General features: G+C 73.9%; 4 protein-coding genes. All 4 read left to right on the top strand.

Features of this window, described 5'->3' with window-relative positions:
* Nucleotides 1-27 precede the first annotated feature (27 nt).
* Nucleotides 28-387, top strand: a complete 360-nt coding sequence (locus AB0J46_RS46910) for a hypothetical protein (RefSeq protein WP_364342344.1) — start codon at nucleotides 28-30, stop codon at nucleotides 385-387.
* Nucleotides 388-488: 101 nt separating this feature from the next.
* The gene (locus AB0J46_RS46905) at nucleotides 489-980 is read left to right on the top strand and encodes a tetratricopeptide repeat protein (protein ID WP_364342341.1); all 492 of its coding nucleotides are present in this window, start codon (nucleotides 489-491) and stop codon (nucleotides 978-980) included.
* A 2,210-nt stretch (nucleotides 981-3,190) separates the two neighbouring features.
* Nucleotides 3,191-7,870: an amino acid adenylation domain-containing protein gene (locus AB0J46_RS46900; RefSeq protein WP_364342338.1), complete on the top strand. Its 4,680-nt coding sequence runs from the start codon at nucleotides 3,191-3,193 to the stop codon at nucleotides 7,868-7,870.
* The coding region (locus tag AB0J46_RS46895; protein WP_364342335.1) for an amino acid adenylation domain-containing protein at nucleotides 7,867-13,001 on the top strand (5,135 nt) is incomplete at its 3' end. The genes AB0J46_RS46900 and AB0J46_RS46895, both read left to right, overlap by 4 nt.

The following is a 13,001-nucleotide window of genomic DNA, read 5'->3' as shown; positions in this document are numbered from 1 at the left end:
TCGTACGCGTACGTGAATCATGGAGGGGTGCGTACGGGTTTCGCCCATGAGGCGACGATCGTCATGGACGCGGACGGCGATGTGCGCGCCCCCGGCGCGGCGATCACCGTGGCGCTGTGCGGGCACTGGGAGCACGAGCCGCCCTGCCCGATCGCGGCGCACCACACGACCGCCGACCGGCAGGGCGACGTCGTCCGGGTGCGGGTCCTGTTCGCGGCCGAGGCGGCGGCCGAGGCCGGTGTGCGGGCCCGCATCGACGCCGCGCTGGCGCGGGGGACGCTCGACGGCCCGGACGGGGTCACCACCCGATGGCGGCTCCTGGACACCCGGCCCGGCCGCCCGCGCACGGCCGAACTGCCACACCTCGAACGTCTCCGGCGCGGATGAAACCCGCCGAATTACGGCGGCGGTCACGGCTCGTACGGCCATCCGGATCGGTCCGGACAAGTACGCTGACCGCTGTTTCCCGCGACAGTGAAGGAGCACCGATGACCGCCGATCCGACGATGGCCAGGATCGGCCAAGGGGTGGACTTACACCACCACCAAGGCCGGCCCGAAGCCGCTCGCGAATTGTTCGCGCAGATCTGGGACGACATCGGCGGCGAGCAGGGCGATCCGCTGCACGTCTGCGTTCTCGCGCACTCGATGGCCGACGTCCAGGACGACGTGCGCCAGGAGCTGATGTGGGACCTGCGCGCGCTCGCCGCCGCCGACCAGGTCACCGACGAACAGGTGGCACAGGCCGGGGTGGCGCTCCCGGTGGTGGCGCTGTACCCGTCGCTGCACCTGAACCTGGGCGAGTGCTACCGCAAGCTGGGCGATCCCGACCGCGCCCGCGACCACCTCGACCAGGCCCGAGCCGGAATCGGCGCCCTGGCCGACGACGGATACGGCCGACTTATCAAGGGCGGCCTCGACCGACTGGCCGGCCTACTGAACTCCAACAATTTTTCTGTCACCCCACCCACGAAACCCTGAACCGATTTCCCCAGCACCATTTCACACCAGAGCAATTCCCCCCCCGAACACTCAGAGCCCCCTTCAGCAAATTCCTCAACAAAGCCAAAACAACGATCCCCAATTCCGAACGACAACGGCGCCCAATTACTCAAAGACCACCACCCCACTCGAGCGTCCCCACCCGCGGCGGCCCAGCGGCCCGGAGGTCCAATGGCCCGGTGGTCCGGTGGCCCGGTGGTCCGGTGGTCCGTCCGGTGGTCCGGTGGCGAGGGCCGGGAAGTCCGGGGAGTCTGAGCGGCACGGGAGTCCGGGGAGTCCCGGCGGCACGGGGAGTCCGGGCGGCCCAGGAGCGGGCAGACCGGGGAGCGGACGCCCCCAGAGCGGACAGGCCAGGAGCAAACGGGCCAGGAACCGGGGCCGGGGACCAGGGAGCGGGAGCGGGGACCAGAGAGCGAGGAGCTGGGGCCGGGACGCGCTGGTCGGGGAGCTGGGAGCTCGGAGCCCGGAACCTCCTTTCCATGCGTCCAGGCCGCCGGGCGGGCCGAAGGTGTGCGCGGCCAGCGCAGCCACTCCAGGCGCGCCAACGTCAGGCCCGGCGAGAGCACGCAGCGGGGGCACTCCAGCCAGACACCCCTCCACCAGCTCCCGGCAGAGCGACCACCCCTCCATCCGACAAGCTCGCACGGCGACGAACAGACCCGCCCCGTCCGCTCAGACGACAACACCAGAGCGGCCCTGGCCGACTCGGACGATAACACCAGAGCGGCCCCAGCAGACTGGAACGACAACACCCCGGCCGCCCCAGCAGACTCAGACGACAATGGCCAGGCCCCCCGGGCCGCGCCGATCGGGGATGAGCAGGGCCGCCCTGCCAGCTTGGGCGACGACGAACAAGGCTGCCCTGCCGGCTCGGACGGTGACGAGCGAGACCGCGTGGCCGCCCGCCCGCCCGCCAAACAGCACCAGACCGACCGCCAGACCGCGCGCTGGGCCGCCCTCCCAGACCACCCACCGCGCTGCCCACCAGACCGGCCGGTCAGCCTGGCCGCCAGACGGGCCCCACGACGTCGGCCAGCCCGGCGGCGACCACGCGCCGGCACCCAAGGTGCCTGGTCAGGTACTCACCGTGATGCAACCCGCTCAGGCCGGCTCGGACGGCGACGAGCAAGGCCGCCAGGCCGCCCGCCCGCCAAACGGCCCCCAGACCGCGCGCTTTGGCCGCTCGCCGTGCTGCCCGCCAGACAAACCGGCACTCTGCCCGCCAGACCGGCCCCGCCAAGTCGGCCAACCCGGCGGCGACCACGCACTAGGGCCCGAGAAGCCCGGTCAGGTGCTCGCCGTGCTTCAACCCACTAAAGGCCAGCTCGGAGGCATGGCCGCCTCCTCCAGAGGACTCAGCACGCCAAAGCCCGGCGCGCCCAGCAACGCTCATCGAGGTCGCTGTCGAACACGACAACGCTCAGCCCGGCCACCACCTCACCTCACTCCGCCGCACTGCGCGGCCGAGCCGCCCCGCTGCGACATCCCGGCCGCGCTATGCGGTCGCCACGCCGCCCAAAGTCCCCGCCCCGCCGTCTCGCCTCTGCCGCGCCGCCCAACGTCCCAGCCCGTCGTACCGCCCGATCGCGCCACCGCCACCGCGTCGCCTAACCGGGCAGCCCGCCGCCTCAGCCCGGCGCCTCAACCCGCCGCGCCACCCGGCCATGCCGCCCGCGCGCTCTCTGCCGGCGCCACCCTCGCACCGCCACCCGGCCGCGACACTCCGCCGCAGGCTTCCTCCGCCAAATGTCCGACCTCGTTCGCGCCGACCACCGGCCCGGTCGTACCCGAGCCGCCATGAACCCTCTCGGATGCCCCAGCCCTGATGCCCTTCCTGAGGCGGCTCGGCACCCGAGGCCCTCATCGACGTCACCCCTGCCACCACGCCAGCACACCCGTACCGACACAGGACGCAGACCATCGGCAGACCCGAACAGGGAACGCCACCCCCACGGAACGGACGTTCTTCCGCCGGTCGGGATCACGAATTCGCCACCCGGAGATCAGCCACTACACAGGGTCACAGAATCCCCCGGAGTTTGACCGGAAAACCTTACGTGGCGTCATTCACGGCTTACGGCCAACTCCGCCCCAGAAGACACTCGACAAAGCGATCATGCGGATTATGCTTCATCGCGCAATTTGTACGTATTTGCCGCCAATCGCGGTGGGTTTTACGGGGAGACACCATGACCGACGACGCGAAAGGCCCGGGGGCCGGCACACGCGTTCACGAGGCCATATCCATCCAAACCAGGAAAAGTCCCGACAGCATCGCCGTCATAGCCGGCACCACCCGCCTCACCTACGCCGACCTGGACCGCCGCGCCAACGGCATCGCCCACACGCTGCTCGACCGCGGCATCGGACGCGGCCACCACGTCGGCGTCTGCCTGGAACAGGGCGAATGGCTGCTCCCGGCGCTACTCGGCGTGTGGAAGGCGGGCGCGGCCTACGTGCCGCTCGACCCCGCCTACCCCGCGGAACGCTTACGTTTCATGGCCGCGAACGCCGAGGTCACCGCCGTGCTCTCCGCGACGACGCCGGCCGAGAAGGCCGCCCTCACCGGGGTGGAGGTCGTCCACGTCGACGACGTCGCGCCGCGCGAGGACGCGCCCGGCGTCGCGGGAGACGCCGCCGACGCCGCGTACGTCATCTACACCTCCGGCTCCACCGGGACGCCCAAGGGCGTGGTCGTGGAGCACCGCAACACCATGAACTTCCTGACCTGGGGCGCGTCGGCGTACACGGCCGAGGAGCTGGGCGGCATGCTGGCCAGCGCGTCGATCTGCTTCGACGCCTCGATCATGCTGCTGTTCGTCCCGCTCGTCGCCGGCGGCACGGTGATCATGGCGGAGAACCTGCTGGCGCTGCCGTCCCTGCCCGCCCGCGACGAGGTGAGGACCGTGTTCGGCGTCCCGTCCGCGCTGTCGGTGCTGCTGCGCGACCCGCTGCCGGCCGGGGTGCGGACGGTGGTGTCGGGCGGCGAGCCGCTGACCGCCGCGCTGATCCGCCAGATCTACGCCAACCCGAACGTCCGGCGCGTCCTCAACATGTACGGCCCGACGGAGTGCAGCACCGCCTGCACCTTCTTCGAGGCGGGACGCGACTTCGACGGCGACCCGCCGCTCGGCGAGCCGCTGGCCGGCGCCGTGCTGTCGGTGTGCGACGCGCAGGGCCTGCCCGTACAGGACGGCGAGCTGGGCGAGTTGTGGATCGGCGGCCCCGTGGTGGCCCGCGGATACCTGGGGGTGGACTCCCCCGCGTTCGGCTCCGGCTCGGACGGCGGCCGCGTGTACCGCAGCGGCGACCTGGTCCGCCGGGTGGACGGCGAGCTGCGCTACGCGGGCCGGGCCGACGACCAGGTCAAGATCCGCGGCATCCGGGTCGAGCTCGGCGAGGTGGAGGCCGTGCTGGGCGGCCATCCCGCGGTGCGGCGGGCCGTGGTGCTGGCGCAGACCGGCGAGGACGGGGCCGCCCACCTGGTCGGCCACGTCGCCGCGACCGGGGTGGGCGAGCCCGACCTGCGCGAATGGCTGAGCGACCGGCTGCCCGGCCACCTGATCCCGGCCCGGATCGGGATCAGCGAGAGCCTGCCGCTGGCCCCCACCGGCAAGGTGGACCGCGCCGCCCTGCCCAGGCTCGGCTCCACGCGGCTGGTCGCCGCCGCGCCGGTCGCGCCGAGGACCGACGACGAGCGCCTGGTGGCCGACGTCATCGCCGAGGTGCTCGGCCTCGACGGGATCGGCGTGCTGGACCGCTTCGCCGACCTGGGCGGGCACTCCCTGGCCGCGGTCAAGGTGGTGAACGAGCTGTCGCGCCGGCTGGGGCACACCGTGCCGCCGGCGGCGTTCCTGGTCGAGCCCACGGCGGCCGGGCTGGCGACCCGGCTGCGCGAGACCGTCCAGGAGCCGGTGCGGCGGGACGGCGGACGGAGCACGTACCCGCTGACCGGCATGCAGCGCGAGTTCTGGACCCTGCGACAGCTCCATCCGGGCAAGCCGGTCACCACCGTGTCGGTCCGGCTGCGGGTGAGCGGCCTGCGGGACGCGGCGCCGCTGCGGGCGGCGCTGGACGCCGTCGTGGCCCGGCACGAGGTGCTGCGCAGCACCGTCGCCGTGGGCGAGGACGGCGTGCCGTACGCCGTGACACATCCGCCGGTTCCGGTGCCGTTCGCCGAGCACGACCCCGAGGCCGACCCGGAGCGGGTGGCCAGGCGCGCGGGCGCGTACGTGTTCGACGTGGCGGACGAGGTGCCGCTGGTCCGGGCCGAGCTGTGCTGGACCGGCGAGGCGGCGGCCGAGCTCGTGGTCGTGACCGATCACCTCGCCTTCGACGGCGGCTCGGTCGGCATCCTGATGGACGAGCTGGCCGCCGGGCTGGCCGGACGGCCGGTGGCCGGGCCCGCCGTCCAGGTCGGCGACGTGGCCGTGCGCGAGCAGGAGGGGCATCCGGAGCTGCCGCGGCTGCGCGAGTTCTGGCAGCGTGAGCTGTCGGGCGCGCCGATGACGCCTCCGGCGCCCGCCGACCTGACGGCGGCGCGGGTGACCAGGCCGCTGCCGGAGGAGTTCGTGGCCGGCGTGTCCGCCCTGGCCAGGCGGTGCGGCGCGACCCCGTTCGCGGTGTACCTGGCCGGGCTCGCCCTGGCCGGCGCCGAACCGGACACGCTGGTCGGCGCGGTCGCGGCGCGCCGCGCCGGCGCCGAGCTCGCCGCGGTCGTCGGCCCGCTGGTCGACACCGTGCCGGTACGGCTGCGGACCGGCGACGCCGCGACCTTCCGCGACCTGGTGCGCCAGGCCGCGGACGCCACCACGCGGGCGCTGATCCACCAGGAGCTCCCGCCCGCCGAGCTGCCCCGCACCGCCGTGCTGCTGGCCATGCAGCACAGCGAGGTCCCCGTGCGCGTGGACGGTCTGGAACTGCTCACCGAGCTCGGTTCGGGAGCCGCCGGCCACGAGCTCAGCGTGCTGGTCAACCGCACGGCGTCCGGCGGCGAGCTGCACCTGGAGTACGCCACCGCGCTGCTCGGCCGGGACCGCGCCGAGGCGTACGTGGACCGCCTGATCGCGCTGCTCCGGCACGCCATGACGGACCCCGGCCGCGAACTGGAGCTCGTCACCCCCGACGAGCGGGCCGCGCTGCTGGCGCTGGCCGCCGGGCCGGAGCTGCCGCGACCGCTGCCGACCGTGCCGCGGTCGATCGCGGCCCACACCACGGGAACGGCCGTGGTCGGCCCCGACGGCACGTCGCTGAGCTTCGCCGACCTGAACGACTGGGCCGACCGGGCGGCGGCGACGCTGCTGGAGCACGGCGTGGCGCCCGGGGACGTCGTCGGCGTCTGCCTGCCGCGCGACCACCTGATGCCCGCCGTCCTGCTGGCGGTGTGGCGGGCGGGCGCGGCCTACCTGCCGATGGATCCCGCGCACCCGGCCGAGCGGCTACGCCTGCTGGCCGAGGACGCCGGGGCCGGCGTCGTGCTGTCCAGGGGCGGCCTGCCAGGGCTCGACGTCCTGGACCTCGACCGGCTGGAGCTCGACGGCCGCGCCGAGCTGCCCGAGGTCCGGCCCGGCGACCTGGCGTACGTGATGTACACCTCCGGCTCGACCGGCACGCCCAAGGGCGTCGAGGTCACCCACGCGAACCTGGCCGCCCTGGTGGCGGGCACGGCGGCCGCGCTGCGCCTGGGCCCGGACGACGTGCAGCCGGCCGTGGCGCCGCTGACGTTCGACGCGGCGGCCTCCGAGCTGTGGACGGTCCTGACCTGCGGCGGGACCAGCGTGGTGGTGGACAGGGCCACCGCCAGGGACGGTCACGCGCTGGCCGAGGCGGCCGCCAAGGCAACGGTGCTCGACCTGGTGCCGACGGCGTACCGGATGCTGATCGAGGCCGGCTGGACGGGCGACGCGGAGCTGCGCGCGGTCACCGGCGGCGAGGCGCTGGACCCGGGCCTGGCCGCGGAGATCCTGGCGCGGGCCGGCGAGTTGTGGAACGCCTACGGCCCCACCGAGGCCACCGTCACCTCGACCATGCACCGCGTGTCCGCCGGCGAGCCCGGCCCGGTGCCGATCGGCTCGCCGATGCCCGGCGAGCGGGCCTACGTCGTCGACCGGCGGCTGCGGCTGCTGCCGCCGGGCGCGGTGGGCGAACTGCTGCTGGGCGGCGCGGGCGTGGCCCGGGGATACCGGAACCGTCCGGGCCTGTCCGGGTTCGTGGAGGATCCCTTCGTCCCCGGTGGCAGGTGTTACCGGACGGGGGACCTCGCGCGCCGGCGGCCCGACGGGATGCTGGAGTTCCACGGCCGCCGCGACCACCAGGTGAAGGTCCGCGGCTACCGCATCGAGCTGGGCGAGGTCGAGGCGGTGCTGCGCGAGGTGGCCCAGGGCGCGGTGACCGTGTCCGGCACGGGCGCCCAGGCCCACCTGGTCGGCTACGTCACGCCCGAGACGGCCGACCCGGCGGCGGTGGAGCGACATCTGCGCGCCCGGCTGCCCGACCACATGGTGCCGCGGCGATGGGTGGCGTTGACCGCCCTGCCCACCCTGTCCAGCGGCAAGGTGGACAGGGACGCCCTGCCCGAGCCCGGCGACGCCCCACAGGCCGAACGGGTCGCGCCCGCCTCCGACGCCGAGATCATGGTCGCCTCGATCTGGGCGGCGGTGCTCGGCCGTCCGGCCGTCTGGGCCGACGACGACTTCTTCGCCCTGGGCGGCAGCTCCTTCGCCGCCACCCGCGTGGCCGGGCGGCTGCGCGAGGTCCTGCAGCTCGCGGTGCCGGTGCGGCTGCTCTTCGACCGTCCGGTGCTCGCGGACTTCGCCGCCGGCCTGGAAGAGCTGCTGCTCGCCGACCTGACGGACGGGGTGGAGGCATGACCGAAGTGCAGCGCGACCGGGTCGCCGATCTGCTCCGCTCCCGGCTCGCGGCGGCGCGGGCCGCGGCCGAGACCCTTGAGGAAGCCGCTCCGGCGGGCATCCCGGCGCTGTCGGCCGCGGACATGCCGCTGTCCCCGCTCCAGGAGCGGCTGTGGTTCCTGGCCCAGCTGGAGCCGGACTCCCCCGCCTACAACGTGCCGCAGGCGCTGCGGCTGCGCGGGCCGGTGGACCTCGACGCCCTCACCGGCGCGCTGGCCGACGTCGGTGAGCGGCACTGGGTGCTGCGCGGCGTCGTCGAGGGCCGGCGGGTGCGGCCGGCCGCCGGCGTGCCCGTCAGCGTGGTGGAGGTGACCCCCGGGTCGCTGGAGCGGGAGCTGCGGGCCGAGGCCTGGCGGCCCTTCCGGCTGGGCGCCGAGCCGCCCATGCGGGCCACGGTGTTCCGGCTCGGCGCCGACGACCACGTGCTCGTGCTGGTCCTGCATCACATCGTGACCGACGCCTGGTCGGAGCAGGTGCTGCTGCGCGACCTGTCGGCGCTGTACGCGGCCCGGCTCGGCGCCGGCCCCCGGCCGGAGCCCCCGGCCCTGCAGTACGCCGACGTCGCCGCCTGGGAGGCCGGCCAGAATGCGCACGAGACGGCCGGCGAGAGCGACCTGGACTGGTGGACGCGGCGGCTGACCGGGCTGGCCCCGGTGCTCGACCTGCCCACGGACCGGCCCCGTCCCGCCGTGCCGGCGTGGAGCGGGCGCACGGTCGGCTTCGAGGTGCACGGGGAGCTGGCGGCCAAGGTGCGGGCCACCGCCGGGACGACGCCGTTCATGGTCTTCCTGGCCGGGCTGCAGGCGCTGCTGGGCCGGTTGGCCGGCAGCGACGACATCGCGGTGGGCGTTCCGCACGCCGGGCGGCACCATCCCGACACCGAGGGCGTGGTGGGCTGCTTCCTCAACACCCTGGTGCTGCGTACCGACGTCGGCGGCGACCCCACCGGGCGCGAGCTGCTGACCCGGGCCCGCACGACCGCGCTGGACGCCTTCGCCCACAGCCGCACGCCGTTCGAGCGGATCGTGGAGCGGTTGCAGCCGGAGCGGAACCTGTCGGTCACCCCGCTGTTCCAGGTGATGCTGAACGTGTACGACAGCGTCACCCCGATGAGCCTGCCCGGGGTCGAGGTCGTGGCCGAGCGGCTGACGTCGCCGACGGCCAAGTTCGATCTCAACCTGACGCTGGAGGATCGCGGGGACGGGTTCGACGGCGTGCTCGAGTTCCGCACGGACCTGTTCGACGAGGCGACCGTCCGCAGGCTGGTGGACTGGTACCTCGCCCTGCTCGGCGGGATGTTGTCCGACCTGGACGCGCCGGTCGGGGCGGTGCCGCTGGAGCCCGTGACCGGGCCCGTCCTGGCCGGTCCCGCCCCCATGGAGGCACCCGGCCAGGCCGTGCACCACCTGATCGAACAGTGGGTGGACACCACCCCGGACGCACCTGCCGTGGTGGGCGCGGATCGCAGCCTGTCCTATGCCGAGCTGGAGTCCTCCGCCAACCGCATCGCGCACTGGCTGATCGAGGCCGGAGTACGCGCGGACGAACCCGTCGGCGTGCTGCTGGAGTCCGGGGCTTCCCTGGCGTGCGCGTTGTTCGGCATCCAGAAGTCCGGCGGCGGATATCTGCCGATGGATCCGACCTATCCGGCGGCACGCATCGCGACCATGCTCGACGCCGCCGGAGTCCGGGCCGTGATCACGATGTCGGAGTTCACCGACCGCCTCGGCCCGGACGTACGGGTCCTGGAACTGGACCGACTGCCCGACCTGCCCGCCGAGCGGCCCCGCGTGGACGTCCGCCCCGAGCACCTGCACCACGTCATCTTCACCTCCGGCTCCACCGGCACCCCCAAGGCCGTCGCCGCCGAGCACCGCAACGTGCTCAGCTACCTCAACGGGATGCTCCCCCGCATCGACGCCCCCGGCGGCTCCTTCGCGGTGGTCTCCACACCCGCCGCCGACTTCGGCCTGACCTGCGTGTTCGGCGCGCTGACCACCGGCGGAACCGTCCACCTGCTGCCACGCGAGACCGCGATGGACCCCACCGCGTTCGCCGACTACCTGACCCACCACCACGTGGACGTCGTCAAATGCGTCCCCAGCCACCTGGAGCTCCTGGCCTCCGGCGGTGACCTGGCCGCCGTCCTGCCAGGCAAACTGCTCATCCTCGCCGGCGAAGCCTGCCCCTGGGACCTCGTCGAACGAGCCCAGAAAGCCAAACCCGGCCTGCGCATCCAGAGCCACTACGGCCACACCGAATCCACCATGATCTGCCTGGTCTGCGACACCGACCAGATCCCGGCGGAACGCCGGACCGGGATCGTCCCGCTGGGCCGTCCCCTGCCGGGTGTCTACGGCCATCTGGTGGACTCGCGGCTGCGGCCGGTCCCGCCCGGCGTGCCGGGTGAGCTGGTCGTCGGCGGGCCCGGCGTCACCCGCGGCTACATCGGGCTGCCGGATCTGACCGCCGAGCGGTTCGTCCCGGACCCGCTGACCGGCGACGGGCGTTGCTACCGCAGCGGCGACCTGCTCCGGCTCACCGCCGACGGAGAGATCGAGTTCCGCGGCCGGGTCGACGACCAGGTCAAGGTCCGCGGCTACCGCGTCGAACTCGGCGAAGTGGTCACCGCCCTGCGGGCCCTCCCCCAGGTCTCCGAAGCCGTCGTCCTCCCGATCGGCGAGGGCAAGGCCAGGCAGCTGGCCGCCTGGGTCACCCCCGCGTCGGCGAACGTGCCGGCGCTCCGGTCGGCGTTGCGCGAGCGGCTGCCCGACTACATGGTCCCCGCCCACATCGTCACCCTCGACCACCTGCCCCTCAATCCCAACGGCAAGATCGACCGGGCCGCCCTCCCCGAACCGCAGCAGGAGGCGGTGGCCTTCGTGCCGCCGAGCACGGCCGCGGAGCGCCTGGTGGCCCAGGCGTGGGCCGAAGTGCTCGACGTGGACCAGGTGGGGGCGAACGACGATTTCTTCACGCTGGGCGGCCACTCCTTCGCCGCCACCCGCGTGGCGGGCCGCCTGCGCGAGCAGCTCGGCGTCGCCGTACCGGTGCGGCTGCTCTTCGAGCACTCCGTGCTCGCCGACCTGGCCGCCGCGCTCCCCCGTCCCGCCTCGGCGGCGGTGGCGCGACGCGAGCGCGTGGAGGGCCCGGCGCCGCTGTCCGGCGCCCAGGCCAGGCTCTGGTTCCTGGCTCAGCTGGAGCCGGACGGCACGGCCTACAACGTCCCGATGACCCTGCGACTGCGCGGGCCACTGCAGGCGGACGCGCTGCTGGGCGCGGTCAGGGATCTGGCCGAGCGGCACGAGGTGCTGCGCAGCGTGATCGTCGCCACCGGCGCCGAACCGGTCCTGGAGGTACGGCCGGCCGCGGAGGTGCCGGTGACCACCGTGACCATCGACCGTTCCCAGGTCGACCGGGCGGTGGCCGAGCAGCTGGCCACGCCGTTCGCGCTGGACCGGGAGCCGCCGATGCGGGCGGTCCTGTTCGTGGTCGACGACGCGGAGCACGTGCTCTCCCTCACCTTCCACCACATCGCCACGGACGCCTGGACGCGCGGCCTCCTGCAGTCCGAGCTGTCGGCGCTGTACGCCGCCCGGCTGGGACTGCGCCCGCCGCCGGGCCCGCCGCCCGCCCAGTACGCGGAGGTGGCGCCCGTCCCGGCCCTGGCCGATTTGGACTGGTGGGCGGAACGGCTGCGGGGGCTGCCGCCGGTGCTCGACCTGCCGACGGATCGTCCTCGGCCCGCGGTGGCCGACCCGGCGGGGGCCTCGCTGGAGGTCGAGCTGCCGGCGGAGCTGGCGGCCAAGGTGCGGTCGGCGCCGGGCATGACGCCGTTCATGGTGCTGCTGGCCGGGTTGCAGGCGCTGCTCGCGCGGCTGTCGGCGGTCCATGACATCGCGGTCGGCGTGCCGGTCAGCGGACGGGACCATCCCGACACCGAGGGCGTGGTGGGCTGTTTCATCAACACCGTCGTGGTCCGCACCGACCTGGGCGGCGACCCGACCGGCCGGGAGCTGCTTGACCGGGTCAAGGAGGCCGCGCTGGGGGCGCTCGCCCACGCGGGAGCGCCGTTCGACCGGGTGGTGGACCGGCTGCGGCCGGAACGCAACCTGGCCGCCACCCCGCTGTTCCAGGTGATGCTCAACTACATCCCCGACCAGGGACGTCCCGAGCTGCCCGGCCTGGAGGCGACCTCCATCGAGCTCCCCGAGCGGACGGCGAAGTTCGACCTCGACCTGTACGTGCTCGACAGCGGTCCAGGATCGCCGCTGCGCGGCGGCTTCGGCTACCGCACGGACCTGTTCGACGAGGCGACCGTCCGCAGGCTGGTGGACTGGTACCTCACCCTGCTCGGCGGGATGTTGTCCGACCTGGACGCGCCGGTCGGGGCGGTGCCGCTGGAGCCCGTGACCGGGCCCGTCCTGGCCGGTCCCGCCCCCATGGAGGCACCCGGCCAGGCCGTGCACCACCTGATCGAACAGTGGGTGGACACCACCCCGGACGCGCCCGCCGTGGTCGGCGCGGATCGCAGCCTCACCTACTCCGAGCTGGAGTCCTCCGCCAACCGCATCGCGCACTGGCTGATCGAGGCCGGAGTACGCGCGGACGAACCGGTCGGCGTGCTGCTGGAGCCCGGCGCCTCCTTGGCAAGCGCGTTGTTCGGCATCCAGAAGTCCGGCGGCGGATATCTGCCGATGGATCCGACCTATCCGGCGGCACGCATCGCGACCATGCTCGACGCCGCCGGAGTCCGAGCCGTGATCACGATGTCGGAGTTCACCGACCGCCTCGGCCCGGACGTACGGGTCCTGAAACTGGACCGACTGCCCGACCTGCCCGCCGAGCGGCCCCGCGTGGACGTCCGCCCCGAGCACCTGCACCACGTCATCTTCACCTCCGGCTCCACCGGCACCCCCAAGGCGGTGGCCGCCGAGCACGGCGGCGTCATGAACTACCTGGGCGGCATGCTGCCGCGCATCGGCGTGCCCGGCGGCTCGTTCGCGGTGGTCTCCACACCGGCCGCCGACTTCGGCCTGACCTGCGTGTTCGGCGCGCTGACCACCGGCGGGACGGTGCACCTGGTGCCGCG

It is taken from the genome of Nonomuraea sp. NPDC049758 (genome assembly GCF_040674635.1).
GTDB lineage: Bacteria > Actinomycetota > Actinomycetes > Streptosporangiales > Streptosporangiaceae > Nonomuraea.
This window is presented reverse-complemented; position numbering and strand designations above follow the sequence as displayed.